Source organism: Dactylosporangium sp. CA-139066, assembly GCF_050936175.1.
GTDB lineage: Bacteria > Actinomycetota > Actinomycetes > Mycobacteriales > Micromonosporaceae > Dactylosporangium.
This window is the reverse complement of the sequence record NZ_JBNJNH010000002.1, coordinates 1,743,653-1,769,212: the sequence shown is the minus strand read 5'-3', so window position 1 is coordinate 1,769,212 and position 25,560 is coordinate 1,743,653. Positions and strand designations below refer to the sequence as shown.

Annotated in this window: 25 protein-coding genes; 12 read left to right on the top strand and 13 right to left on the bottom strand. The window is 71.3% G+C overall.

What is annotated here, in order from left to right; translation table 11 throughout:
* Positions 1 to 179 precede the first annotated feature (179 nt).
* The 4 genes from ACQEVU_RS52950 to ACQEVU_RS52935 all read left to right on the top strand — a co-directional run bounded on the left by ACQEVU_RS52950 (position 180) and on the right by ACQEVU_RS52935 (position 5,017).
* Positions 180 to 2,201 (top strand): glycoside hydrolase family 6 protein, encoded by a 2,022-nt coding sequence (locus ACQEVU_RS52950; protein ID WP_433338445.1) that lies wholly within the window; start codon positions 180 to 182, stop codon positions 2,199 to 2,201.
* A 225-nt stretch (positions 2,202 to 2,426) separates the two neighbouring features.
* Positions 2,427 to 3,062 (top strand): hypothetical protein, encoded by a 636-nt coding sequence (locus ACQEVU_RS52945; protein ID WP_433338443.1) that lies wholly within the window; start codon positions 2,427 to 2,429, stop codon positions 3,060 to 3,062.
* Entirely contained in the window at positions 3,059 to 3,724 is a 666-nt protein-coding gene (locus ACQEVU_RS52940; protein WP_433338441.1) for a class I SAM-dependent methyltransferase, read from the top strand. The genes ACQEVU_RS52945 and ACQEVU_RS52940 overlap by 4 nt, the downstream gene beginning before the upstream one ends.
* 12 nt (positions 3,725 to 3,736) lie before the next feature.
* Complete coding sequence (locus tag ACQEVU_RS52935; RefSeq protein ID WP_433338439.1) at positions 3,737 to 5,017, top strand: hypothetical protein; 1,281 nt, start codon at positions 3,737 to 3,739, stop codon at positions 5,015 to 5,017.
* Here the strand turns inward: ACQEVU_RS52935 and ACQEVU_RS52930 are convergent.
* The 5 genes from ACQEVU_RS52930 to ACQEVU_RS52910 form a co-directional block, all read right to left on the bottom strand.
* Positions 4,974 to 5,408, bottom strand: coding sequence for a hypothetical protein (locus ACQEVU_RS52930; protein ID WP_433338437.1), 435 nt, complete (start codon positions 5,406 to 5,408; stop codon positions 4,974 to 4,976). The two genes, ACQEVU_RS52935 and ACQEVU_RS52930, sit on opposite strands and share 44 nt — an antisense overlap.
* A gap of 13 nt (positions 5,409 to 5,421) precedes the next feature.
* Positions 5,422 to 6,798: a hypothetical protein gene (locus ACQEVU_RS52925; RefSeq protein ID WP_433338435.1), complete on the bottom strand. Its 1,377-nt coding sequence runs from the start codon at positions 6,796 to 6,798 to the stop codon at positions 5,422 to 5,424.
* A complete protein-coding gene (locus tag ACQEVU_RS52920) occupies positions 6,795 to 7,316 on the bottom strand; it encodes a SigE family RNA polymerase sigma factor (RefSeq protein WP_433338433.1) in 522 nt (173 codons plus the stop codon). Before ACQEVU_RS52920 ends, ACQEVU_RS52925 begins: the two co-directional genes overlap by 4 nt.
* 124 nt (positions 7,317 to 7,440) lie before the next feature.
* Entirely contained in the window at positions 7,441 to 7,698 is a 258-nt protein-coding gene (locus ACQEVU_RS52915) for a PspC domain-containing protein (RefSeq protein ID WP_433338431.1), read from the bottom strand.
* A 122-nt stretch (positions 7,699 to 7,820) separates the two neighbouring features.
* Positions 7,821 to 8,333, bottom strand: coding sequence for a hypothetical protein (locus ACQEVU_RS52910; RefSeq protein ID WP_433338429.1), 513 nt, complete (start codon positions 8,331 to 8,333; stop codon positions 7,821 to 7,823).
* A gap of 83 nt (positions 8,334 to 8,416) precedes the next feature.
* Here ACQEVU_RS52910 and ACQEVU_RS52905 point away from each other — a divergent pair, with 83 nt between their 5' ends.
* The 5 genes from ACQEVU_RS52905 to ACQEVU_RS52885 all read left to right on the top strand — a co-directional run bounded on the left by ACQEVU_RS52905 (position 8,417) and on the right by ACQEVU_RS52885 (position 13,172).
* Positions 8,417 to 9,118 (top strand): response regulator transcription factor, encoded by a 702-nt coding sequence (locus tag ACQEVU_RS52905; RefSeq protein ID WP_433338427.1) that lies wholly within the window; start codon positions 8,417 to 8,419, stop codon positions 9,116 to 9,118.
* Positions 9,115 to 10,428 (top strand): sensor histidine kinase, encoded by a 1,314-nt coding sequence (locus tag ACQEVU_RS52900; RefSeq protein WP_433338425.1) that lies wholly within the window; start codon positions 9,115 to 9,117, stop codon positions 10,426 to 10,428. Before ACQEVU_RS52905 ends, ACQEVU_RS52900 begins: the two co-directional genes overlap by 4 nt.
* 63 nt (positions 10,429 to 10,491) lie before the next feature.
* Positions 10,492 to 11,850 carry a ferredoxin reductase family protein gene (locus tag ACQEVU_RS52895; protein WP_433338423.1) on the top strand — a complete coding sequence of 453 codons (1,359 nt, stop codon included), beginning with the start codon at positions 10,492 to 10,494 and terminating at the stop codon, positions 11,848 to 11,850.
* Between the two features lie 10 nt (positions 11,851 to 11,860).
* Positions 11,861 to 12,412: a hypothetical protein gene (locus tag ACQEVU_RS52890; RefSeq protein ID WP_433338421.1), complete on the top strand. Its 552-nt coding sequence runs from the start codon at positions 11,861 to 11,863 to the stop codon at positions 12,410 to 12,412.
* A 31-nt stretch (positions 12,413 to 12,443) separates the two neighbouring features.
* A complete protein-coding gene (locus tag ACQEVU_RS52885; protein WP_433339749.1) occupies positions 12,444 to 13,172 on the top strand; it encodes an FAD:protein FMN transferase in 729 nt (242 codons plus the stop codon).
* On the opposite strand, the gene ACQEVU_RS52880 is transcribed toward ACQEVU_RS52885, so the two are convergent.
* Both ACQEVU_RS52880 and ACQEVU_RS52875 read right to left on the bottom strand, forming a co-directional pair.
* Complete coding sequence (locus tag ACQEVU_RS52880) at positions 13,169 to 13,492, bottom strand: winged helix-turn-helix domain-containing protein (RefSeq protein WP_433338419.1); 324 nt, start codon at positions 13,490 to 13,492, stop codon at positions 13,169 to 13,171. The two genes, ACQEVU_RS52885 and ACQEVU_RS52880, sit on opposite strands and share 4 nt — an antisense overlap.
* Entirely contained in the window at positions 13,492 to 14,226 is a 735-nt protein-coding gene (locus ACQEVU_RS52875) for a hypothetical protein (RefSeq protein WP_433338417.1), read from the bottom strand. Before ACQEVU_RS52875 ends, ACQEVU_RS52880 begins: the two co-directional genes overlap by 1 nt.
* A 107-nt stretch (positions 14,227 to 14,333) precedes the next feature.
* Between ACQEVU_RS52875 and ACQEVU_RS52870 the strand changes: the two genes are divergently transcribed.
* On the top strand, positions 14,334 to 14,732 hold the full coding sequence (locus tag ACQEVU_RS52870) for a GntR family transcriptional regulator (RefSeq protein ID WP_433338415.1): 399 nt from the start codon (positions 14,334 to 14,336) through the stop codon (positions 14,730 to 14,732).
* Positions 14,733 to 14,745: 13 nt separating this feature from the next.
* Complete coding sequence (locus ACQEVU_RS52865; RefSeq protein WP_433338413.1) at positions 14,746 to 15,207, top strand: hypothetical protein; 462 nt, start codon at positions 14,746 to 14,748, stop codon at positions 15,205 to 15,207.
* On the opposite strand, the gene ACQEVU_RS52860 is transcribed toward ACQEVU_RS52865, so the two are convergent.
* From ACQEVU_RS52860 to ACQEVU_RS52850, 3 genes are all read right to left on the bottom strand, one after another.
* Entirely contained in the window at positions 15,158 to 16,753 is a 1,596-nt protein-coding gene (locus ACQEVU_RS52860; RefSeq protein ID WP_433338411.1) for a PH domain-containing protein, read from the bottom strand. The two genes, ACQEVU_RS52865 and ACQEVU_RS52860, sit on opposite strands and share 50 nt — an antisense overlap.
* Positions 16,750 to 17,253 carry a PH domain-containing protein gene (locus ACQEVU_RS52855; RefSeq protein ID WP_433338409.1) on the bottom strand — a complete coding sequence of 168 codons (504 nt, stop codon included), beginning with the start codon at positions 17,251 to 17,253 and terminating at the stop codon, positions 16,750 to 16,752. Before ACQEVU_RS52855 ends, ACQEVU_RS52860 begins: the two co-directional genes overlap by 4 nt.
* A 76-nt stretch (positions 17,254 to 17,329) precedes the next feature.
* The gene (locus ACQEVU_RS52850) at positions 17,330 to 17,791 is read right to left on the bottom strand and encodes a hypothetical protein (RefSeq protein ID WP_433338407.1); all 462 of its coding nucleotides are present in this window, start codon (positions 17,789 to 17,791) and stop codon (positions 17,330 to 17,332) included.
* 164 nt (positions 17,792 to 17,955) lie between these two features.
* Here ACQEVU_RS52850 and ACQEVU_RS52845 point away from each other — a divergent pair, with 164 nt between their 5' ends.
* Positions 17,956 to 19,437 (top strand): protein kinase domain-containing protein, encoded by a 1,482-nt coding sequence (locus tag ACQEVU_RS52845; protein ID WP_433338405.1) that lies wholly within the window; start codon positions 17,956 to 17,958, stop codon positions 19,435 to 19,437.
* A gap of 73 nt (positions 19,438 to 19,510) precedes the next feature.
* On the opposite strand, the gene ACQEVU_RS52840 is transcribed toward ACQEVU_RS52845, so the two are convergent.
* The 3 genes from ACQEVU_RS52840 to ACQEVU_RS52830 all read right to left on the bottom strand — a co-directional run bounded on the left by ACQEVU_RS52840 (position 19,511) and on the right by ACQEVU_RS52830 (position 25,557).
* Entirely contained in the window at positions 19,511 to 19,960 is a 450-nt protein-coding gene (locus ACQEVU_RS52840) for a YbhB/YbcL family Raf kinase inhibitor-like protein (RefSeq protein WP_433338403.1), read from the bottom strand.
* 24 nt (positions 19,961 to 19,984) lie between these two features.
* Positions 19,985 to 20,620, bottom strand: a complete 636-nt coding sequence (locus ACQEVU_RS52835) for a CBS domain-containing protein (protein WP_433338401.1) — start codon at positions 20,618 to 20,620, stop codon at positions 19,985 to 19,987.
* A 161-nt stretch (positions 20,621 to 20,781) separates the two neighbouring features.
* A complete protein-coding gene (locus tag ACQEVU_RS52830) occupies positions 20,782 to 25,557 on the bottom strand; it encodes a DNA repair ATPase (protein WP_433338399.1) in 4,776 nt (1,591 codons plus the stop codon).
* Positions 25,558 to 25,560 lie beyond the last annotated feature (3 nt).

Genomic DNA, 25,560 nt, shown 5'->3' with positions numbered 1-25,560 from the left:
ACTGATCTTCCGAGGACTCCACGCCCCCTCACTCTAGGCGCGAAACGTAAGTTTCAGGCCCGCTACCAGGGACTTACGTGCTAGAGGCGGTCCCTGGGACGGGTCTCCTTGACGATGTCCCGGGACAATACCGACGGTAGCTGCACCTCGATTCCGATCCTTCGATGTGAGGAGATTCGATGAGGCGCAAGCTCGCCCTCATTTCGGCCGCTGCAGTCGTAGCGACCGCCGGGGTTGTCGTGGTCGCCAATGCGGCGTCCGCGGCCTCCGGGTGCTCAGCGAAGTACACCAAAGTCGGTGAATGGCCGGGCGGCTTCCAGGCCCAGGTCGACGTCACCAACCTCGGCGACGCCCTGACCAGCTGGAACGTGGGCTGGGACTTCGGTAACTCGTCCCAGACCATCACCCAGATCTGGAACGCCAACAAGACCCAGTCCGGCGTGCACGTCAACGCCACGAGCCTGAGCTACAACGGCAGCGTCGCCACCGGCGCCGCGGCCTCGTTCGGGTTCACGGGCAACTGGAGCGGCAGCAACCCGGTCGGCACCAACTTCACGCTCAACGGCGTGGCCTGCACCGGCGGCACCACGACCGGCGGCCCCTCGTCGTCGTCGCCCTCGCCGTCCAACCCGAACAACCCGGGCACGCCGACCGTGGCGCTGACCAGCCCGACCAACGGCTCGACGTTCACCGCGCCGGCCACGGTCAGCCTCGCCGCCAACGCGAGCGTCACCAACAGCACGATCAGCAAGGTCGAGTTCTACAACGGCTCGACGCTGCTCGGCACCGACACCAGCTCGCCGTACACCTTCAGCTGGACGAACGTCGCGGCCGGCAGCTACTCGCTGACCGCCAAGGCGTACAGCGCCGCGAACGCGACGGCCACCAGCTCGGCCGTGGCGATCACGGTGACGACCGGCGGCGGGAACGGCGGCACGCACGTCGACAACCCGTACGTCGGCGCGAAGTGGTACGTGAACCCGGACTGGTCGGCCAAGGCCGCCGCGGAGCCGGGCGGCAGCCGCGTCTCCAACCAGCCGACCGGCGTGTGGCTCGACTCGATCGCCGCCATCACCGCGCCGTCCGGCTCGGGCTACACCACGAGCCTGGCCAAGCACCTCGACAACGCCCTCGCCCAGGGCGCGACGCTGGCCCAGTTCGTGATCTACGACCTGCCCGGCCGTGACTGCGCGGCGCTCGCCTCCAACGGCGAGCTCGGCCCGACGGAGATCGGCCGGTACAAGACGGAGTACATCGACCCGATCGCCGCGATCGAGGCCAACCCGAAGTACGCCGGCATCCGGATCGTCAACATCGTCGAGATCGACTCGCTGCCGAACCTCGTCACCAACGCGGACGGCCAGGCCGGCGCCACCGCCGCCTGCGCGACGATGAAGGCCAACGGCAACTACGTCACCGGCATCCAGTACGCCCTGAGCAAGCTCCACGCCGCGGGCACCAACGTCTACAACTACATCGACGCCGCGCACCACGGCTGGATCGGCTGGGACAGCAACTTCACCCCGTCCGCGCAGCTGTTCGCGAGCACCGCGAAGGGCGCCACCGGCGGCGTGAACACCGTCGACGGCTTCATCACCAACACGGCGAACTACTCGGCGCTGCAGGAGCCGTGGGTGCAGCCCACGACCACCGTCAACGGCCAGTCGGTCCGCCAGTCGAAGTGGGTGGACTGGAACCAGTACACCGATGAGCTCACGTTCGCCCAGGCCTTCCGCACCGCGCTGGTGGCCCAGGGCTTCAACTCCAACATCGGCATGCTGATCGACACCAGCCGCAACGGCTGGGGCGGCTCGGCCCGCCCGACCACCGCCAGCACCTCGACCGACGTGAACACCTACGTCGACCAGTCCCGCATCGACCGCCGGATCCACGCCGGCAACTGGTGCAACCAGAGCGGCGCCGGCCTCGGCGAGCGCCCGCGCGCCACGCCCGCCGCGGGCATCGACGCGTACGTCTGGATCAAGCCCCCGGGCGAGTCGGACGGCTCGAGCTCGCTCATCCCGACCGGCCCGAACAACCCGGGCGGCAAGGGCTTCGACCGCATGTGCGACCCGACCTACACGGGCAACGGCCGCAACGGAAACAACCTGAGCGGCGCCCTGCCGAACGCCCCCGTCTCGGGCGCTTGGTTCTCGGCCCAGTTCCAGCAGCTCATGCAGAACGCCTACCCGGCGCTGTAACGACTACCGCAACACCTGAAGGGCCTCCGGCAAAGCCGGGGGCCCTTCCCCGTCACCGGATTCGACAGAACGGACGACCCGCTACGGGCAAATTTCGCACCGCTCGTACGCGTCAATGGCTGGGGCTTTGCTAGATAGAGGGCGGCTTGCGATACTTCGCGGACCCGGTGGCCGCCACGAGTTAGGTCAGCTCAGATGCCTCGTCGTTCACATCGATGGCCCGCGGTGGATGACGATTGCCTCTTCTGCTCGGTCAATCGCGATCCGGAAGACACGCTCGAGTGGTACGACCGGCCAATATTGCGAGATCACGGTACCGGCGCCGCCATCGCGGCGTTGGGATCGTTTGTTCCGGGGTATGTTCTGGTCGCGCCCGCGTGGCACCTCAGTTCGGTGCAGGGTTTGCCGATCAACGTAGTGTCCGGGTTCATCCGCTTTCTCACCGAAGTGATCGACCTAGTGAGCGCAAGATACGGACCGTGCACGCTCTTCGAGCACGGCAGCTGCCGCTCCTCGGAGCGACGGCGTTCCGCCTGCATCACTCACGCGCACATCCATGTCATACCCGGCCGATATTCGTTGGACGCGCTGGAGCTGCCGGTCCGGCTGTTCGATGATCTCACCTCGTTCACGACCGTTCCGGCAACTGAGCGCTACGACGGTTACCTGATGTACCGGGAACCCCAGGGTCCGGTGTGCTACGCGGCGGACCTCGGGATCTCGCAGTATTTCCGCCGGCACGTCGCCGCCGTGCTCGGCGCCGCCGATGACTGGGACTACGCACTCTTTCCGAACTGGGACAACATGCGACACACGGTTCAAGAACTGACATCGACCCCCGCAAAGATGAGGATCCAATGAGGTCACCCACGACGACGCTTCCTTCGCAGGTCCAGTTTTGGGACTCCTGGCACGGTCGTCGTGGGGCAACGGGCCAGGATCCGGTCCATCTCGAACTGCGTCAGCGTTTCCTCGACCTGATGTCGGCGGTCAGGCATCCCCGCGTCGCCGACCTCGGCTGCGGGCAGGGGCACGACGCGGTGGCGTTTGCCGCGGAGCAGTTCAGAGTCACCGCCATCGACTTCTCGCCCGTGTCCGTGAGGCAGGTGTCCCGCCTGGCCGCCGTCCGGAACCTCAGCGTCAATCCCGTCTGCCATGACCTGGCTCAACCGCTGCCATTGGGGAGCGCAACGCTGGATGGCGTCTACGCTCACCTGTCGCTGCACTACTTCGACGACCCGACCACGCGATTGCTCTTCGCCGAAATATGGCGGGTCCTGACGGCTGGCGGCGTTCTGGTCTTCAGCGTCAAGTCGACGGAGGACCCGTACTTCAAAACAGGCGAGGAGGTTGGCCCGAATATGTACTGCCGCAACGGCCATCTCCGTCACTTCTTCGACTACGACTACATCGAGGACCTGCTGACCGACTGGAAGGCGAAGGACATCCAGTCGCGCAATGGCTATTACGCAAGCCATGAGCCAAGTGCCTTCTTCCACGTGGTAGCCCGGAAGCCGTACTGACGGCCGGTTGGCATGGAGTCCATCGACCTCGCCCTGATCGAGACGTGCGTCGACCGTTCCATCCGGCTGCTGCAGCGAACGTTCCAACGTCACCCGACGGGCGGGGGCTGGTACCACGACCTGGAAACGGGACCGCCAGGTCCTTCGGCCACCGCCGTCGGCCTGGCGGCGATGCGGCTCATCGCCCGCGCACCGGAGCACGTCCCCGAGGCGACGGCGTTTCTGAAGGCGCGGCAGTGCCGTTCCGGCGACCGCCTCATCGACGGCGGATGGGCGGTCAACACCAGCCACGGCATCCCGGTCACGGAGTGCACGGCGCTGGTGCTGTGGGTCCTCGCCCGCTGCGGTATTCAGTCCACCGCCTCCGGACCCGACCTACGCCGGGCCGCGCAATGGCTGGCCTGCAACCAGAACCCGGACGGCGGCTGGGGCTCGCTGCTCGGCCGACCGTCGCGGACCTGGCTGACCGCACTGTCGGTCCGCGCCCTCAGCGCGGCGCGGGCGAACGAGACCAGCGTGCACCGCGGCGTTCGATGGCTACAGGAACACGGCGACGACGCCGGCGGCTGGCCCGAGGTGCCGGGTTCTCCCCCGACCACGACCCACACCGCGCTCGCCCTGATCGCCCTCCAGGAGGCGGGCATTCCGGCGGACGATGCCGGGGTGCGTCGCGGGTACTCGTGGCTGATCCAACGGCTCGACCCGCACAAGCTCCATGACGACGAGGCCCGCTACGAGGTGTACAACGTCGACCACACGTCGGCCAACGGCACCGCGTCGCCGTGGGTAAGCACGGTCTGGCATCCGGGCCTGCCCTACGCCGTGTCGGCGCTGACGAGGTGCGCCGACGAGGCGGCCGGACCGTTGCTGTTCACCGCGGTCAACACGTTGATCCGCAGCCAGCGCGGCGACGGGCGGTGGCCGGGCCTGGACGGCGTTGCCAGGCTCTCGGTGTGGGATGTCTGGCCCTACCTGGACGCGCTGCACGACGTAGAGACGATGCGGCTGGCGCACCGCGGCGACGTGCTGGTGCTGCTGCGCCCGGGAGCCATGCTGGTCCAGCGGCCCTCCGTTCGCGCACTCGAACCGGCGCGGCTGCTGGCCGGCGCTCGGCGGACACGGTGGCAGTCGCTGCTGCGTCGGCACTGGGCGACGGGCATCCTCGTCGTGTCGGTCACCGTGGGCGCCATTGCGGCGTTGCTGGATGTGCTCGCGGTACGGGACCTCGTGCTCGGGCTGTTGCTGCCGGTCATTCTGGTGTTCGTCCAAACGGCCATGCGACCGTCCCGCTGAGGGCGGCTCGGAGCGCGACCACCGCCTCGTCCTGCGACCGGCAGACCTGCGTGGCGTGGTACCGCAGCCATGGACGACGGCCGTAGTCGGTCGAGCCGACGTAGACGACCGCCGGGATCCGCCACGAGTGCGCATAGACGAGCTCGGCGACGCACCCGATGTAGTTGCGGTCCGGGATCGTCATGTCGACGAGCATCGCGTCGCAGCGCCGCAGCACCGCGAGATCCAGCTCGACGACGTCGGGACCGGCATCCATCTCGTACTCCAGCGGATCGACGAGCCGCATGCCGTGCAGCGCCAGCACCTCGCGCGCCCGAGCCGCCACTTCGGCAACCTTGAGGGGGTCGAGGAAGTCGACGGCTCGGGCGAAGTACACACTCGGCTGACTCATACGGGCACGGTAGCTACCAGCCCTTGATCTCCGGCTCGAACGAGTCGCCGGGCTGGGCGCCGGGTTCGAGGTCGGCGAAGTCGCGCTCGGCGACGACCGTGTCCTTGGTGTCGTACACCCGGATCTTGACCTTCAGTGGGCCGGCCAGCTCCAGCTTGCCGACGCCGTTGGTCAAGGGGGCGGTGGCCAGCACCGTGTCGCCGGTGCGGACCTCGACGCGCACGGCCGCGGGGGGCGCGATGATCTGCAGCGTGTCGGGCTCGTCCTTGCTGAACGTGGGCATCCGCATGGCGATGAGGGCCTTCGCCGGGTCGCCGGCGACGCCGCCGCCGGTCGGGTGGTTGCGGCCGTTCGGCTGTGGGCTCGTGTCGACTGCGAAGGTGTTGTACGGGCCGCCGCCGTCCGCGGTCACCGCCATCACGGTCGCGATCTGGCCCGTGCCGGAGCCCTGGCCGTTGGGGTCGTTGACGACGAAGTCGTCGCTCCACAGCACGACGTAGTGCACGTCCGGGCCGGTGAGCCCGAACTGGTACGCGAGCGCGTTCGCGGCGATGTCGGCGGCCCGCGGCGCCGGTTTGCCGCGGCCGAACAGCGGGGCCGGGTCGACCGGGCTCGACCGCGTGGCGCCGGACGAGGCGACGGGCCCCTCGTAGTACACATTGTCGCCCTTGCTCATCCGCACCCGCAGCCGCGGCGGCAGCGTCGCGTCGTCGCGCAGCAGGTAGTCGCCGGCCGCCGGCTCCCAGGTTCGCTGGACGGTGCCGTCGAGCATGTAGTGCGGCGAGGAGGAGACCGAGAGGTCGTACCCGGCCGGCCCGAACACCAGCGCATAGCCCTCGCCGGCGTCGTGGATGACGGGCTCCTCGACGTCCGTCCAGCTGGTCAGCTCGAGTTTCTTGGCGGCGGTACCGCTGGGTCCGGTCAGATCGATCGCCCGCGGCGCGCCCGTGAACCCGGCCGCGATCACCAGCCGCCGGTTGCCCGGCACGTCGCCGGCGAACAGGATGCGCAGTTTGGCCCGGTCGCCCGGAAGACCGAACTGCTCCGGATCGTCGCCGATGCGCTGGACCACGTCCTTGATGTAGTTGACGTCGCCGGCCAGCGACCCGCGCGTGTCGGAGTTGAGCAGGGGCTGCACCGCCTCCGGCGGCAGCCCGTCGACCCGCCCCGGCCCGAGCTCGGGCGGCTCCATGCCGCCGCCCAGGAAGAACAGCGGCGCCACGGTCACGACACCGCCGAGCATGCACACGACGGCCACGAGGCTGACCGCGGTTCTCGTTACGGTCCGCACGCGCCGCTTGACGGCGGACTTCCGGACGACCGCGTCGGTGATGTCGTACACCTTCGCCTCGCCGGCAATTTCGTCCAGCAGATCCCCGAGCCCGCTCACGACGCCACCCCCATCGACTCCTCGACCCGCTCGGCGAGCTCGGGCGCGAGCTTCCGCAGCCGCCCCAGGGCGTGACTGGTCTGACTCTTGACGGTCCCCACGGCAATGCCCAACGCCTGGGCGGTGTCGCTTTCGGAGAGATCCTCGAAGTACCGCAGCACAATGACCGCCCGCTGTTTGGGCGTCAGTTTGGAAAGCGCGTCGCGCAGCACGAGCCGCAGCACCGTCTGGTTCGTCTCGTCGTGGTGCTGCACCCGCTCCGGGACGTCGGCGATCGAGTGCTCGCGCCATCGTCGTCTTCGCCAGGTGCGGACGTGCTCGTGGTACAGAATCTTGCGCACGTAGGCCTCGGGGTCGTCCGCCTTGGAGATCTTCGGCCAGGCAAGGGCGGCTTTGATCAGCGCACCCTGCAGCAGGTCCTCGGCCTGGGCGTGTCCCCCGGCGAGCAGGTACGCGGCGCGCGACAGCCGCGGCAGCCGTACCCGCAGGAACTCCCGGAACCCTTCTTCGTCAACCACACGACTCCTCCCCGTCGGTCGGTCAACGAGGTACATGCCTCGACCATCGCGCCGGGTTGGAACCCGCGCCCGGAAATGGCCGAGCCCGCCACCATGCATGGTGACGGGCTCGTGGGCTCTGGTGTCAGAGGGCGGGCGCGGCGGGCGTGGCCGGGGTCGCCGGGCTCACCGACTCCTCGGCCGGCATGAGGATCCACAGGATCGGGTAGATCAGGATCTGCGTGCCGGGGATGGCCAGCAGGATCAGCACGAACAGCAGCCGCGCGGGCCACGGGTCGATACCGAAGCGCCGCCCGAGTCCGGCGACGACACCACCGAGAAGACGACCGTTCGTCGGGCGGACCAGGCCGTGCTGCCGCATCGAGCCGTAGACGGTTTCCACTTTCGCTCCTTGTTCGAGGTACCAAATCTGATGCATTCATCGTGTCCCTCGAAGCACCTCAGAAGCATCGGGGCCCGACCCCGGCCCGTCCCTGGCCGCTGCACCCTGAAGGGGTCTCGGGGTCAGTCGTCGTCAAGGGTCGGTATGCCGGCGACGCAGCGGACATCGACCTCGGTCCCGATGCGGGCGGTCGTGCTGCGGAATGTGACGCGCACCTCGGCGGCCGGGCCGCGTTCGACGTGGGCGGCCCGGTAACCCTGGGCCGGGCTCCACGAGACGAGGTACGCGCTGTTGCCGGTGCAGCGGGCGACGACGGTGCCGCCGGCCGAGGACAGCGACCGCTGGACGGTGTCGTCGGTCGGGCTCGGTTTTTTGCCCGCGGCGCTCGTCGGGCGGGCCGAGGGCGGGCCGGACGACGGGCCGGGCGGGGCCTGGTCCGGCCGGTCCGGCGAGGCGGCGGCGCTCGGGCCGGGCATCGCCCGGGTGAGCGAGTCCGGCGTCAGCTGCTGCGGCGGCCCGGACGCCGTGTCGGCGTTGATCGACGAGAGGGCCCAGAGACTCACGGCGACGGCCGCCGCCGCGCCCGCGATCCACGCCAGCCCGCTGACGGCGATGCGGCGCACGGTCGGATTCACGAAGCCACCCTGTCACGGCGTTGGATAAGCGGACGCTAAGCACGGTATAGGGTTCCGCGCGGCCCAGCCGGTAGCGTGTCGCCGTGGCCCGGATCCTGCTTGTCGAGGACGACGCGGAGATCCGGCGCGCGCTGATCCACGCGCTCACCGATCTCGGGCACAGCGTCACGACCGCCGGCGAGGGCATGCGCGGCCTGCATCTGGCGCTGCAGACCGCGCCGGATCTGGTCGTGCTGGACCTCGGGCTGCCGGACGTGGAGGGCGGCGACGTGCTGCGGATGCTCCGCTCGGTGAGCCAGGTGCCGGTGATCGTGGCGACGGCCCGCGATCAGGAGACGGCGATCGTCGATGCGCTGGACCGCGGCGCGGACGACTACCTCAGCAAGCCGTTCGGCGCGGCCCAGCTCGACGCGCGGATCCGGGCGGTGCTGCGGCGCAGCGCCGGCGGCCGGGGCGACGCCGGCCAGCCGCTGGTCGTCGGCGGGCTGCGGATCGACCCGGCGGCCCGCGAGGTGCTGCTTGACGATGCCCCGGTCGAGTTGACCGCTCGCGAGTTCGACCTGCTCAGCTACCTGGCGTCCCGGGCCGGCACGGTGGTCACCAAGCGGGAGCTGATCAACGAGGTGTGGCGCCAGCCGTACAGCGGCACGGACAAGACCGTCGACGTACACCTGTCGTGGCTGCGCCGCAAGCTCGGCGAGAGCGCCCGGGAGCCGCGCTTCCTGCATACCGTGCGCGGCATCGGGGTGAAGTTCGCGGCCCATGCCGACCCGCCGCCCCGATGAGACTGCGACTCGTCCTGCTGGCCGCGGCCACCACCTCGCTGGTGCTGGTCGCGTTCCTGGTGCCGCTGGCGGTGATGATGCGCTCCGCGGCGGCGGATCGGGCGGTCAACGCCGCCGTCGTGCAGGCGCAGGCGGTGGCGCAGCTCGTGACGACCCTCGACGAGCCGGCGCTCGCCGTCACGCTCGAGCACGCCAACGGCTCCGGGCGGTACCGCTTCACGGTCTTCCTGCCCGACGGCCACGTCATCGGCGCGAAGGCCGCCCGCAGCGCGGCGGTCGGGCAGGCGGCCGACGGCAGCAGCCTCACCGCTCCGGCCGCCGGTGGGCGCGAGGTCCTGGTCGCCGTGGCCGGTTTGCCCGACGGAACGGCCGTGGTGCGCACGTTCGTCAGCGACGCGGACATGCGTCGCGGGGTCGACCGGGCGTGGCTGATGCTGGGCGCCCTCGGCATCGCCCTGCTGGCGGTGAGCGTGCTCGTCGCCGACAACCTGGCGCGCAGCCTGACCCGGCCGCTGTCGGCGGTCGCGACGGTCGCGCACCGGCTGGCCGGCGGGGACCTCGACGCGCGGGCCGCCCGGGCGGCGGGCTCGCCCGAGGTACGCGAGGTGGCGGGCGGGCTGAACCTGCTGGCCGACCGGATCAGCGCCCTACTGTCGCGCGAACGCGAGGCGGCCGCCGACCTGTCGCACCGGCTGCGCACCCCCCTGACCGCGCTGCGGATCGACGCCGAGAGGCTGCGGGACCGGGCCGACCAGGACCGGATCATCCGCGGCCTGGACGCGCTGGAGCGCACCGTCAACGAGGTGATCCGGGCGGCCCGGCGCCCGGTCGGCCCGCACGACCTGCCGATGTGCGACGCGGCGCAGGTCGTCGGCGAGCGGCTGGAGTTCTGGTCGCCGCTGGCCGAGGAGGAGCTGCGAAGGGTGGAGGCGCGCCTGACCGCGGGCCCGCTTCCCGTCGGGCTGCGCCGCGACGACCTGTCGGCGCTGGTGGACGCGCTGCTGGGCAACGTCTTCGCGCACACGCCCGAGGAGACCGCATTTACGGTACGGCTGGAGGCGCGCCCGGAAGGCGGCGCCCGGCTCAGCGTCGCCGACGAGGGGCCCGGGCTGCCCGCGACCGTGGTGCGCCGGCGCGGGCATAGCGGGGCGGGCTCGACGGGGCTGGGCCTCGACATCGTCGAGCGCACCGCGGCGGCCTCTGCGGGGGCGGTCACGCTGGGACGCGCACCCGGCGGCGGCGCGCTGATCGTCGTCGATCTCGGCCCTCCGCCCGAGCACAACGCTAACCGCTTGCTAAGTGGCGCATAAGTCTCCGTTAGCCGCCGGTTTTGCCCGTTCTGCGGGCCTATCGACCTGGTAGAAATCTCGGCGATGGAACCGACCAGCGGGTGGACGATCGAGCATGGGCCGGGCCGGTACCGGACCGGCGACCGCCTGTTCTTCTACACGCTCTTCTACTTCGCGCTGGCGGCGAGCATTGAGGTCTGGTGGCTGAACACGCCGGCCGGATCGGTGACCACCCCGGCCGACGCGATGATCGCGGCCGGGCGCATCACGGGAATGGTCGGCGGGTTCGTCCTGCTGGTGCAGGTGCTCGTCATGAGCCGGGCGGCCTGGCTGGAGGCGTGGGTCGGCGCGCACGAGCTGCTCATCTGGCACCGCGCGCTCGGCGGCGCGGTCGTCGTGGTGGTGCTCGCCCACGCGGCGCTCATCGCCGTGGGGTACGCCGCGGCGGAGCACACCTCGCTCGCGTCCGAGACCTGGACCATGCTCACGACGTACCGCGACATGGTGAGCGCCTTCGTCGCGACCGCCATCCTCGTGGCCATCGGGGTGCTGGCGATCCGGGCCGTTCGCCGCCGCATCCGCTACGAGCTCTGGTACTACGTGCACCTGGCCAGCTACCTGGTGCTGCTGCTCGGGTACGGCCACCAGTTCACCGACGGCGCCGATCTGCAGTCCCCGTTCGCCCGCTGGTACTGGTTCAGCCTGTACGCGTTCGTCCTCGTCTGCCTCGTCTGGGGCCGGGTCGTCGAGCCCCTCTGGCTGAACCTCCGCCACCGGTTCCGCGTCCTCGACGTCGTGGCCGAAGGCGCCGACATGATCTCGATCTACGTCGGCGGCCGACGGCTGGACCGCCTCGACGCGCAGGCCGGGCAGTACTTCCGCTGGCGCTTCCTGACCCGGGGCGCCTGGTGGCAGGCGCACCCGTTCTCGCTGTCCGCGGCCCCGAACGCCGACTGGCTGCGCATCACCGTGAAGGTCGTCGGCGACCACACTGGCGACCTGCGCCACCTCGCGCGCGGCGTGCGCGTGTTCGCCGAGGGCCCGTCGGGGGCGTTCACCGCCGGCCACCGGCTGCGCCACGGCGCCCTGCTGATCGCCGGCGGCAGCGGCATTGCCCCCGTCCGCGCTCTCCTGGACGACCTGCCGGCCGACACGGTACTGCTGTTCCGCGCCCGCCATCCGGACGAGCTGACGTTCCGCGCGGAGCTGGACGCGCTGGCCGCCGAGCGCGGCATCAAGGTCTGGTACGTCCTCGGCGCCCGCGACGATCCCGGCCCGCGGCAGGCGTTCACCCCGAAGGGCCTGCGGCAGCTGGTGCCGGACGTGCGCCGCCGGGACGTCTACATGTGCGGCCCCGCCGGGCTGGTCTCGACCTCGCGCCGCGCGCTGCGCCGCCTCCGGGTGCCCGGCCGGCAGATCCACCTGGACCCGTTCGAGTTTTGAGGAGACTGTTGTGCGTAGACCCGCGGCCGCACTGCTGGGAACGGTGGTCGGCACGGTGCTGCTCGTCGGCGCGAAGTACGGCAGCGCGTCGCCGGCCGCGAACACCGCCGACACCGTCGCGGCCGGGCCCAGCGAGAGCGGCCCGGACGCATCGTCCGCACCGCCGCTCGACCCCGGCGCTCCGCCGGGTACGCCCGGCAAGTCCCCCACGGCCGGTAAGGCCACCCCGACGCCCGGCCGGACCGCCGGCACCACCTCGACGACCGCCGCGGCCCCGCCCGCCTGCACCACGAAGTCGGGCTCGGCGGCCGCGATCGCCGACCCCGGCGTCGGCACCATCACGGTCACCATCCAGGTCTGCGGCGGGGTGCTCAAGAGCGCCACCGGCACCCAGAGCCGCTCCAACTGGAGCAAGAACACCGCGGCGGTACCCGCACTGAACTCCCTCGCGGTCACGAACTACAAGACGAACTTCTCCGCGATCCACTACTCGGGCGCGACGCTGACGAGCAACGCGTACCAGGCGTCGCTGCGCTCGGCGCTGAACCAGGCCGGCATCTGAGATGCCCGGCCTGCGCCGCCACGAGCTGGTGATGGGCACGATGGTCGCGATCGACATCGCCGACCCGCTGCCCTCCGCCACCCTGGAGGCCCTCGCCGACGACTTCTTCGCCTGGATGCACGAGGTCGACGAGCGCTTCAGCACCTACCGGGACGACAGCGAGGTCAACCGGGTGGAGCGGGGCGAGCTGCGGCCGGCGGACGGCTCGCCGTACCTGCGCGAGGTCCTCGACGCGTGCGCACAGCTCTGGCACGACACCGACGCCTTCTTCGACGTGTACGCCACCGGCCGCCTCGACCCGTCGGGCTACGTCAAGGGCTGGGCCGCCGAGGTCGCGTCCGCCCGCCTCGTCGCGGCCGGCAGCACGAACCACTTCATCAATGCCGGCGGCGACGTGCGCGTGCGCGGCGGCCCGTGGCCCATTCCGGTGCGCCACCCGTGGGACCCCGACGGCACTCTCCTCGTCCTGAACGGCACCGACCTCGCCGCGGCGACGTCCGGCACCTATGCGCGCGGCTTCCACGTGATCAATCCGCGCACCGGGCACCCCGCCCGCGGGCTGCGGTCGGTCACCGTCGCCGGGCCGGACCTCGCCGTGGCCGACGCCTACGCCACCGCCGGGGTCGCCATGGGGATGCCGGGCCTGCGCTGGCTGGCCGGGCTGCGCGGCTACCAGGTCGCCGTGGTGACCGAGGACGGCGAGGGCTTCTGCTCGCCCGACCTGCCGGTCGTCCCCATCGAGGACTTCGCCGTCGGCTAGTGCGGCGGCGTTTGCGCTTGTTCGACCTGCTGGATGAGTTGCTTGAGGTGGGCGATCTCTTCGCGCAGGGCGGCCTGGCCGGCGGCGGTGAGGCTGACCCAGGTGCGCGGGCGTTTGCCTTCGTAGCCCTTCTCGATCCGGATCAGCTCTGCCTTCTCCAGGACGGTCAGGTGCTGCCCGAGGTTGCCGGCGGTCAGCTGCAGGGTGGTACGCAGGAAGCCGAACTCAACCTGGCGGGCCTGGTGGGCGATGGTCATGATGCCGAGCCGGACGCGCTGGTGGACGACGTCGTCGAGGCCGTTGGCGGGGTGATCGCTCATCACGCCGCGCGAACCTTGGCGCCCGGCCGGAACAGGGCGAACGCGGCGGCGCCCAGGAGCAGCAACGCCGCCGGGACGAGCAGGTCAGGCAGGAAGAACCACGGCGACGACGAGTGGATGACCTGGTTGCCCTGCACCATCCCGATCGCCAGGTAGGCGAGGGTGTACGCCAGCAGCGCCACGTGGCGTTCGACCCAGGCGAGCACCAGCAGCGCCAGCCCGATCACCCCCAGGGGACTGGCCAGCCCGTTGACGAGCCACGCGGCCGGCCCGACCTCGATCTGGACCGGGTTGGTGGAGAACGGGTCGGCGGGCTGGGGAAGGAGCGGGTGGAACGTCAACCAGATCGACACGGCCGTCATCATGACGGCCAACGCGACGCCGACGACGACGTAGGGGCGGATGGGCGTGCCGAGGCCGCGCCGCCGGGACTGCCTGACGTAGAAGGCGGCGATCGCCGCGTAGGCGAGCAGCAACGCGACCGTCCAGTACCCGAGCTCCGCCGGATTGGGCGCCATGCAGACCTTGTCCTGCGGGCGGGTTCGGCAGGTGCCGAAGACGTCGACGTAGGGCGCGTACCGGTACACGGGTATCGCGACCAGGGTGATCACCGCGAAGACCAGCAGCGGGAACCAGGTGCCGCGCTGCGCGACACGGACTCGCCGCGTCAGGTCACGCACGGCCGCCAGCATCTCGTGGGGGCTGTTCGCCTGGGGAGCAGATTCGTCTGCCATGAAGTTAGCTTTGCATTACAGACCAGCCTGCGCAAGAGAGCACATGATGCTTTCCTGGTGCAACCTAGGGCCTTGTCGGTGAAGGGCCCTACGTTTACCATCGGCGCATGGCGGGTTTTCGCGAGGTCGCACGGACGTTGCGCAGGCAAATCCTCGACGGCGAGTATGCGCCGGGTGCCCGCCTGCCCAGCGAGGCCGACCTCGCCAAGCGCTTCGGCTGCAGCCGCGACACGGTCCGCGATGCGATGGCCATCCTGACGTACGAGGGGCACGTCGTGTCGCGCCGCGGGTTCCTGTCGTCGATCCGCCCAAGGCTGACGCGGATCGTCGTCGAGCTCCCGCCGAACGCCACGGTCACGGCCCGCCCCATGAGCCTGGACGAGGCCGAGCAGATCGGCTGCGGCCGCGGCGTCTCGATGCTCGAGGTCCACACTTTTGAGGGCGGCGTGTGCTCCTATCGCGCCGACCTGTACACCTTTACAACGGGCGGCCGAAATCTCGAATGATGAGGGGGCGTTTGTGTCGCAGCCGGACGCGATGATGGCTCGGATCGGCGAAGGCATCGCGCTGAGCCAGGGCGGTGAGCGCGACGCCGCGCGCGGGCTGCTCACGCAGCTGTGGGATGAGATCGGCCCGGACGGGGACCCGCTGCACCGCTGCGCGCTGGCGCACCATCTGGCCGACCTTCAAGACGACGTCCGCGAGGAGTTGGCGTGGGACCTGCGGGCCCTCGAGGCCGCGGACTCCGTGAGCGAGGAGCGAGCGCAGGAAGCCGGGGTTGCCGGCTCGGTGCGGGGCTTCTATCCGTCGCTCCACCTGAACCTCGGCGAGGCCTACCGGAAGCTCGGCGACTTCGACCGGGCGCGCGAACATTTGGCGCAGGGGCGAGCCGCGGCGGGCTCCCTCGCCGACGACGGGTACGGAAACATGATCAAGGGCGGGCTCGATCGTTTGGCCGACCGGCTGAAGGCCCCCGCGTGAGCTGGACGCCGGCCGGGGCCTCCAGGAACTGCTCGAGCAGGCCCGGGACGGCGGCGCGGGCCAGCCGCAGCGCCTCCTCGGCGGGCACGTCGATGACCGGGTAGCTCTGGTTGCCGCCGGCGGTGGTCGCGACCAGGGTGGCGAGGCCGGCCCGGCGCTGGAAGAACGTCTCGCGGATGTTCCAGCCGATGATGGCGTCGGTGCGCAGGGCGATCCGACGGCGCACCACGCTGCCGTAGCGGCTGATCAGGGAGCCGTCCGCGATCGTGTGGCCGAGGCTCGCGGAGCGGTCGGTGGCCAGCAGCGCGGCGATCGGCAGCAGCGACAGCGATGCCGCCGCCGGCCACCACGGGAACCGGCCGGACCAACCGAGCAGCGCGCAGGCCACGATGATCATCGCGGCGGCCAGCAGGGCCCGGTTGTACCGGCGGCGCCGCGCCCGTGGGCCGTGTGGGGTGAGCGGCGCGGTGATCGCGGCCGGGTCTCCGAGTACCAGCGCGGCGACCCGGGCCGCCTCCGTGCGCGGGGCGGGCGGCAGCAGCAGCGAGCCGCCCCGCTCGGCCCCGCGGCCGACCCGCAGGCCGGTGGCGATGCCCAGCACGCGGGCGCCCCGTACCGTGCGCAGCAGCAGAGGTTCGCTGACTTCCACGCCGCGCAGCCGGCGCTCCTCGATGGTGGTGGACCGGGTGGTGATCAGGCCGCGCCGGACGTGCAGGGTGCCGCTCCGGTGGCGGGTGAGCCGGAAGCCCCAGAACGCGAGCACGTAGCCGACCGTGGAGGCGATCGCCACGAAGACCACGGCGGCGGCGAGTACCTCGAGAATCGCCAGCGGCAGCGAGATCGACAACAGCTGGTCCACGGAGCGGCGTACGAACCCGATCTTGCTCAGGTTGACGTGGCCCTCGTTGACGAAGCGCTGCCCGAAGGCCAGCAGTACGCCGACCGTGACCAGCCCCGACAGCGTGAACGGTCCGTAGCGCACCCACGCGGGGTCCAGCCGGACCAGCTCCGTCTCCGGGTTGGCGTCGACGACGGGTGCTGCCTCCGGTACACCTGGAATCTCTGAGCGGTGCAGCAGCTCGCGGTGCAGATTCTCGGCCTCGGCGGCGCCGACGCCGTCGAGCTTGACGCCGTCGTTGCGCTTGTCGGTCTGGCCGGTGCCGATGGTCACCCGGGCCAGCCCGAGCAGCCGGTGCAGCAGGTGCGCGCTGACGTCGACGGTGCGCACCCGGTCGCGCGGCACGGTCAGCACCCGGCGGCGGAAGAAGCCGCGGCGCACCTGCACGTGGGTCACGGTGATCCGGTACGAGGTGGTGAAGTACCGCAGGATGCCCAGCGCCACGGCGACGCCACCGGCGAGCAGGCCCCAGTAGCCGTGCCGGCCGCCCTGCAGGCTGGCGACGACCAGCCCGAGGAACGCCGGCAGCAGGCGGATGACCTCCTGCACCGGATGGATCAGCAGCATCCGCGGGCTCAGCCGGCGCCAGCCCTCCCGGCCGTCGAGGCTGGTCTGCGTGGTGGTGGCGATCGTGTCGACGGTGGTCACGTGGCATCACCCGTGCTCTGGGCGACGCGGGTCGTCAGGTCGGCGACGAGCCGGTCGGCGTCGGCCGACGCCAGCCCATGGATCTTGATCGGCCCGGCGGCGGACGCCGTGGTGACCGTGACGTTGGCGAGACGGAAGAGCTGCTCGATCGGGCCGCGTTCGCTGTCGACCGTCTGGACCCGGGAGATCGGCGCGATTCGCCGCTCGACACTGATCCAGCCGGTCTGGGTGTAGACGGCGGTGTCGGTCGCCTCCCACCGGTGTACCCGGTAGCGCCACCGCGGCATGATCGCCAGGTGCGCGGCGGCGAGCAGCACCCAGGCCACGGCGACGGCAACGTGCGGTGCGATCGACCCGTCGTCGCTGATCAACCAGATCACCTGGGGCACGGCGAGCACCACCCACAGCACCGCGGCCTTCGCGGTCCAGTACCACACCGCGCGCGGGCTGACCCGATGCAGCGGCGGGCGCAGCCGGACCTGTTGCTCTACGACGTCCACAGTTTCAACGATCCCATGGACCCGCTTGTCGTCACGCTACGGTTTGTCCCGCATATTGCATGACACATGTCATCAATCAACTGTGCGCCGGATCGGCGACCGTCGGGGGCCGGCCCTGCTTGTGAGCCTGGCGCAGGTCGATCAGGAATTCGCGGGAGAACATGGCCGACAGCACGGCGATGCCGCCCCGGTGAACGCGCACCTCGCTGTGGCGCAGGTCGCCGGTGAGGACGATGCGCCGCCCGCCGGCGGCCTTCGGGGCCTCGGCGTCCTTGACCCGGCCGCGACCGGTGCGCCGCAGGTCCCAGTCCTCGATGACGGCGTCGTCGTCGACCAGCAGCTTCGTCGTGGCGTGGTCGAGGTCGATCTCGATCTGGATGTCGCCGGCCGGGATGTGGGGCGAGCGCAGGTCCAGGACCGCGACACCGCGGTGCGCCCGTACCTGGAAGCGTCGTTCGGTGGTCCAGTTGCCCACCCGCTTCGTCACCGCGTGGTTCGCGGCGATCCGGACCGGGCCGGTGGTCTGCGCCTCGTTCATGACAGGGTCCCTTCGTTGTGGTCAACTCTAACTATTCACTACCAACTAGTCAGCGTCAACTATCAGCTCGAACAAAGGCAGGAGGACACCGAGCGGTTGGCCACCATGACGTAGCGCGACGGCCCTGTGGGGTGAGTTGCGTGGTTATGCCAGAGTTGAGCACCGTGGTGGGGCGTCTGTTGAGCGGCCGGTACGAACTGCGATCGGTCATCGGCCGGGGCGGCATGGCCGAGGTATGGCTGGCCGTCGACGGGCGCCTGGGCCGGTCCGTGGCCGTGAAGATGCTGCACGCCGAGGGCGTCGCCGATCCGTCGCTGCCGGAGCGGTTCGAACGCGAGGCGCACACCGCCGCGCGGCTGTCACACCCGAACATCGTGGCCGTGTACGACGTGGGGGTCGACGACGGCACGCCGTACCTCGTGATGGAGCTGATCCAGGGGCACAGCCTCGCCGACGAGCTGGCCGCGGGCCCGCTGGATCCGCGGCGCGCGGTGCACATCGCCGAGCAGGTGTGCGACGCCCTGGCGGCCGCGCACGACGCCGGCGTGATCCACCGGGACGTGAAGCCGGCCAACATCCTCATCGGCGACGAGGGCCAGGTGAAGGTCTGCGACTTCGGCATCGCCCGCGTCACCGACCGGGCGCTGACCGCGCTGACCGCCCCCGCCACCGTGATCGGCACCAGCTCGTACATGGCGCCGGAGCAGGTCCTCGGCGAGCCCGCGGACGCCCGGAGCGATCTGTACGCGCTGGGCTGCGTGCTGTACGCGATGCTCACCGGCCGCCCGCCGTTCGTCGCGGACTCGCCGGTGCAGACGGCCTGGCAGCAGGTGCATCAGCCACCGGTACCGGTGGCGGTCCTGCGGCCCGGCCTGCCGCCGCAGCTCGCCGGGCTGGTCGGCGCGCTGCTGGCCAAGCGCCCGGCGGACCGGCCGGCGAGCGCGGCTCAGGTCCGCGCGGCGCTGGCCGGCGGGGCCGGCAGGACCGCAACGGCCGTGCTGGCAACCGCCGCCGGACCGGCCGTGCCCGCGATCCGCGGCCGCGCCGCTGTGCGGCCGGCAACGCGCAGCATGCCCGTGCTCGACGAGTCACCCGCGCCGGCCGCCCGACGCCGGGGCCGCTCGGCCTGGATCGCGTTGGCGGCGCTCGGCGCGACCGCCGTCGCCGCCGTCGTATTCGCGCTCGGGACCCTTCCGGGCCGGTCCGACCACCCGGCCGCGGCGCCCACCACCGCGGACACGACCCAGTCCCTGCCGTCCGCGGACATTTCGAGCGCGGCGCCGAGTGACACACCGAGCGATACGCCGAGTGCCGAACCGAGTGACACACCGAGTGACGTTCCGAGCGACCCGACCGGGGCGACGCTGGCCGCGATCCGCGCCGCCCTGCAGGCGCAGGCCGGTGACGGTGGCCTGGACAGCGGTACCACGCGCGAGCTGAACCGCCGGCTCGACAGCTTCGCCCGCGACCTCCAGCGCGGCAACACCGACCGCGCCGCCGTGGAACTGGCGAGCCTGCGCAACCGGCTCGACCAGCTGCACCGGGACGGCACGCTCAGCAGCACTGCGTACACGGCGATGCTCGCCCCGGTCGACGAGCTCGCGGCGAACCTGCCGGCCTCCGGCGGCGGCAGCGGCCGGGACTGACCCGGCGCACGAGGTTGTACGGCAAGCCGCCGGGCGGCCGGCCCAGCGGCTTGCCGATCGGATCGATTTGGGTTCAGCGTCGCTGATAGCGGCCGGTGAGGCGGCCCGAGGCCAGCACCTTCCCCGCCGCCGCCCGCCGCAGGTCGGCCGCGGACGCTCCCGCGGCCAGGCGGAGCGGTTCGGACAGGGCGAGGATCTCGAAGATGTACCGATGCGAACGGCCACGGGGCGGGTACGGCCCGCCGTACGACCGCCGGCCGAAGTCGTTCTTGCCCTGCGCGGCGCCGGTCGGCACCTCGCCCTCACCCAGGCTCGACTGGTCAGGACCGATGCCCCACATGACCCAGTGCGTGAAGGTACCGCTGGGGGCGTCCGGGTCCTCGACGAGCACGGCCAGCTCAGCGGTCTGCTCGGGCAGTCCGGTGAAGCTGAGCGGCGGTGACACGTCGACGCCGTCGCCCGTGAAGCGCCGAGGGATCTGGTCGCCCTCGTTGAACACCGGGCTGGACACAGCAATCGTCACCTGTGCCTCCGGATACTGAGGGGGTCAGGATGTCGCGTAGACCTTCTCCACGAACTCGCTGAGGCGATGTTCGTCGATGTTGCGGGCCAGGTCGGACTCGCTGATCATGCCGACCAGGCGGTGGTTCTCGATGACCGGCAGCCGCTTGATCTGGTGGGCCTCCATCCGGCGCAGCACCTCGTTGACGTTGTCGCCGGCGTCGACCCAGACCAGCTCACCCCGGGTGAGGTCACGCACCTTGACCTGGCTGGGCTCCTGGCCCTCGGCGATGCAGTTCACGACGATGTCGCGGTCGGTGATGACGCCGTGCAGCCGGTCGTCCGCGCCGCAGATCGGCAGGGAGCCGACGCCGAGGTCGCGCATCTTCCGCGCGGCGGTCGCGACGGTCTCGCCCTCGTCGACGCACTCGGCTCCCCGGTGCATGATGTCTCTCGCCTGCTGCTCCCGCTTCTCGCGAAGCGTCTGCTCAAACTCATCCAGCGCGCGGAGCTTGCCGGCCACGGCCTCTTGTGTCGCATGGCCGGTGTGTTCGGCGTAGCTGGTTCTGCCGAGATCGTGCAGCAGCTTGTCGCGCTGCCGCTGGGCTCGGGTCTCGTCCACTCGCGCCCGGCTCGTCGCCAGGCCGCGCTTGGCGGAATCCTTGATCTTCTCGAAGGCCATAGTGGCCTCCTCTCCGGCGTACCTGAGTGCAAGAGAGCCAACAACGGCGGTACCCACTGGCAACGCTACGTCGCGGCCGCCGCGAACGGCCCCACCCCGTCGGCATTGCCCGGCGGTGACTCCCCCGCCGGGCAATGCCGACGGCATCCACATAGCCTTCCTCAGCCTCGCCACTTGGCCGCGCGGTCGATGGCCGCCTCCACCGCGCCCACGCGGTCCGCGAGCAGCCCGACCGCGCCGACGGCGCGGCTCATCGGGTCGTCCTCGGCGCCGCCGAGCGCCCGCGCCCGCAGGTACGCGGCCTTGATCTCCGCCCATCGCTCCGCCTGCTCGGGCGTCAGGCGGCCGCGCAGCTCGGCCAGCTTGAGCAGGTTCGCCTCGGCGCCGCTGGTGAGCGTCTGCGCCTCGCCGACGTAGTGGTCGTCGATCGCGGCCTCCAGCTCGGCGTCGTTCATGACCGGAACGACCCGCTCGGCGAGCTTGTTCATGTTGCGGTACGAGCCCTGCAGCAGGAACGGCGGCTCGGTGCGCGACGCGTCGGCCTGCGCGGCGGAGGCGATGTACGCGCGGTTGTTGGCCAGGACCACCTCCTGTACCCGCAGCAGCTTGCGCAGTACCGAAACCATCTGATCGACCTCGACCGGCGAGTACGGGTGGGCGAGCTGGTCGGGTCGCACGGTGTCGTCGCCGCGGGCCAGCCGGACGAGCAGCTCCACGTCGCCGCGGTCGCGGGTGGACAGCGGGGCGAGCACGGCGTTGGCGGTCAGCGCGTTCTCGATGTAGCTGAGCGCGAACAGCTCGTCCCTGCCGGTCAGCACGTCGCCGAGGTTCCAGACGTCGGCGCGGTTGGCCAGCATGTCGGGGATCCGGAAGCGCTGCCCCGACTCGGTGTACGGGTTGCCGGCCATGCACACGGCGAACCGCTTGCCGCGCAGGTCGTACGTGCGGGTCCGGCCGTTCCAGACGCCCTCCATGCGGCGCTGGGCGTCGCACAGGGAGATGAACTTCTGCAGCAGCTCCGGCGACGTGTGCTGGATGTCGTCGAGGTACAGCAGGACGTTGTTGCCCATCTCGAGGGCGAAGTTGATCTTCTCGACCTCCTGGCGGGCGGTCGCGTTCGGCGCCTCCGCCGGGTCGACCGAGGTCACCAGGTGCCCGAGCGAGGGGCCGTTGACCTTGACGAACACCAGGCCGAGGCGGCTGGCGACGTACTCCATCAGCGTCGTCTTGCCGTACCCGGGCGGCGAAATGAGCAGGAGCAGACCGGAGCCGGCCAGCTGGCGGGCCAGGTTGTCGCCGATGAGCGGCAGGTACACCTCGTCGAGCAGCCGGTTGCGCACGAACGCGCTCATCACCTTCGGCTTGTACTCGTCCAGGCGCAGCCGCTCCCGTTCGCGCGTGGCCAGCTCGGTGCGGTGGCGCTGGTACTCGCGGAACGCCGGCACCCGTTCGAGCCGGAACTGCCGGGTGCGGGCGAGGATCTCGTCGAGGCGGATCTCCATGCGCCGCCCGGCGATGCGCGGATGGGTGCCGAGCAGACCCTCCACGGTCGCGGTGAGTGCGGCCGACGAGTCGTACCGCGGCAGGTCGTCGCCGCAGAGCACGATCGCCACCGCCTCGTCCAGGTCGGCGACGGTCCCGGCGAAGGACGACAGCCACGCGTGGACGAGCTGCCGGCGGGCGTCGAGGTCCCCGTCGAGCGCGCGCAGGTCCTCCGCGACCTCCCGGGCCGCGGGGGCGCCCAGGGTGCGCCAGAACCGGTCGACGAGCGCCCGCGCGCCGGCACTGGTGACGAACCCGGACGGCGCGCCGGCCAGCTCCTCGAACAGGTACTCGCCGGCCGGGCCGGAGGACCCGATCGCCGCCTGGAGCTCGGCGCACAGCTGCGCCACGGCGTCGGACGGGCCGAACGCGGCCCGGGCCCGCGCGAGGGACTGCGCGCGCCGGGTCCAGGCCGCCTTGTCCGCGTCGCGCGCGCCGAAGGCCCAGAACAGCTGCGCCGCGGCCCGGTCGGCCGGCGGGTAGCGCAGCAGGCCGGCGCCGGCCTGCAAATGTTGCAGCGTCTCGAGGATGAGCGCCGCGTCGTGGTCGTGCACGCCCCGCTCGTAGCCCTCGTCGTACCGTTCCTCGGCGAGTCGCTGCACATCGCTCGCCCCGGTCGAGAGCGCGAGGCAGGCGAGGTGCTCCCCGCGGTACACCTCGGGCGTCTCGGACACGAGCAGCTGTCCCCAGAACGGGCGCGCCGCGGCGATGACCGGATCGTCGACCGGCGCCCGGTAGTCGGTCGCGGTCACGGTGAACGCCAGCGAGTCGCCGTGCGGGACGAGCGTGAGGTCGATCGCCTGGGTGTTGACGGCGAACTGGTGCCGGCCGAGGCGGATGACGTCGGCCGAGCCGCCGAACAGGTCGAGCCGGTCGCGCAGCATCCGGCCGGCCTCGAGCCGGGCCGCGTGGATCCGGCCGGCAAGCTCCTCGGCGCGGACCTGGTCGCCCAGCTCGCGCAGGTCCGCGGCGACGGCGCGCAGCTTCGCGACCATCGGGTCGGAGGCGAAGTAGGTGTTGACGTCGTCGGGCGTGGTCATGGTGGCGACCCGGCGCCCGATGCTGGCGAGGATCCGCTCCGCGGACTCGACGAGCCGGTCGGCGCGGCGGGCCCGCTCGTCGAGCAGCGCCTGCTTGCGGGACGAGAACGCCTCGTAGACGTCCGTGCGCTTGTCGCCGAGCTGGGCGAGGAAGTCGTCGAACTCGCCGAAGCGGGTCTCGAGGTTCTCCAGCTGCAGCATGAGCCGGCCCAGCTGCTCGTCGCACCGCTCCGGGCTGTCGGCGACGGCGAGGGCGCCGGTGATCGCCTGGCCGAGCAGCGCGAACTCGGCCGCGAACTCGGCCCGCCCCTCGACGGCGAGCAGCTCGCGGCGGCGGGCGTCGAGGGTGGCCCGGGCGCGGTTGACGCCGCCGAGCACCTCGCCGATCCGGGTCAGGATGCCGACGCGGACGGTCGCGTCGGCGATCTCGAGCGAGCCGACGACCTCGGTGACGACCTGCAGCGCGTCCGCCTGGGCGGCCAGCCGTTCGCCGACCGGGGCGGCCTCGGCCACGGTACGGATGGCCTCGGCGTCGGCGACGAGGCGCTCGACGTCGGCGTGGTAGCCGGCGAAGGCGTCCTCGCGCTGCAGGTACGTCAGCGCCCGGTTGGCGGCCGCGACGAGCTCGTCGCCGAGGCGCGTCTCGAGGGAGCCGATCCGGTCGATGTCGGCGTAGCGCAGCTCGCGCAGCGGGACGAGGGACCCCTGCGCGTGGCGGAGCTCGGCGAGGCGGCGCACCCAGGCGTCGGTGTCGACCGGCGACTCGCCCTGGGAGCGGCGGATGAGCGACTCGACCCGCCCGGCGGCCTCGTCGACGGCGGTGGCCGCCTGCTCGGTCAGCGCCTGGACCCGTTCGAACTCGGCGAGCACCTGCTCGGCGGTGTTGCGCAGGTCGCTCAGCGGGCCGCGCAGGTCGCCGAGCTCGGCCTCGCCGAGCCAGTGGTAGTGGTCGAACGCGCGGACGCACGCGGCGATGATCGCCTCGAAGACCGCCGCGGCCGGCGCCATCTCGGCGACCATGCGGGCCACCGACAGGCAGTCGGAGATGCCGCGGACCAGGTCGGCGTTGCCCACCCGGTCCAGCGGCCCGGTGCCGATCGGCTGGGCCGCGGCGTAGGTGTCGGACAGGTACGGCGTCTGCCACACCTGCATGGTGTGGACGCGGGTCGGCTCGTCGGACACGGCGCGGAAGACCACGAGCGTGCCGTCGTCGAACAGGGAGTACCCGTGGCAGACCAGCGGGTTGTCGACGGCCTTGCGGATGACGTTGTACGGCAGCAGCAGGGACCGGCCGTCGGCGCGGGCGTGGTAGACGTACAGGACGTCCTCGCCGTTGGTGGAGCGGATGACGCGTTCGAACTCGAGGTCCGCCACGTCGGTGTCGAACGTCCGCGCGACGCCGGTGGCCAGGTAGTAGCCGCCCGGGAAGATCAGGCCCTGGTCCTCCGGCAGCCGCTGGCAGCCCTGGCCGATGGCATCGAGCCGCACGACCGCCTTCGTCCGGGTGTTGAAAACCAAAAAGCGGAAGACGGTTTCCTTGTACGGCCGGATGCGCAGCAGCACCAACGGCCCGACGCGGGCGTAGCTGACGTCGGCGTCGGCGAGGCTCTGCAGCGGTTCGTCGACCGGCTCGCTGTACACCCCCTCGCCCGTCTCGGTGTTGTTCTCGACCTTGACGGTGAGGTCGCCGCCGACGGTCTCGACGAACACGACGTCCTCGATGGAGATGTGCGGGTGCCGGCCGAGGACGTGGTGCTCCCGGCCGACCGGGGTCCACTCGAAGTCGTGCGGCGGCGGGAAGACGTGGTCCCGCTCCCCGCGGTTGTCCACATAGGACACGTCGCCGGCCGGGCCGACCGTCCAGCGCAGCACCTTGATGTCGTCGGTGCGCGGACCGGTCTGGAAGACGGCGAGCAGCTTCCCGTCGAGCTTGCGCAGCTGCAGCAGGCGGGTGTCGCGGTAGTACTTGTACACCTCGCCGAAGTCGCGGATGAGCTGCGGGTCGCGCAGCAGGGCGCTGGAGGCCGGCTCGTCGAACCGGAACGCGTCGCCCTCCCGGCTGAACCGGTGCAGGGAGAAGACGTCGTCGACGGTCGTCTCCGGCTTGAGGCCGATGAAGACGTTGTACCCGAACAGCATCAGCCCGCCGATGGACACGATGTCGCGCGGGACGCAGTTGTGCTCCGTGCGGATGCGCTCGGTGCCGAGCAGGCGCAGCTCGGCGCCGCCGAACACCTCGGTCCGCCGCGCGTTGAGGGCCTCGGCCCGGCGGGTCAGCTCGGCCGCCTGCCCGGCGAGCCGGTCGCGCAGCACCTCGTAGGTGCCGGCGTCCAGGCTCGCCGCGGCAGGGGCCACCGT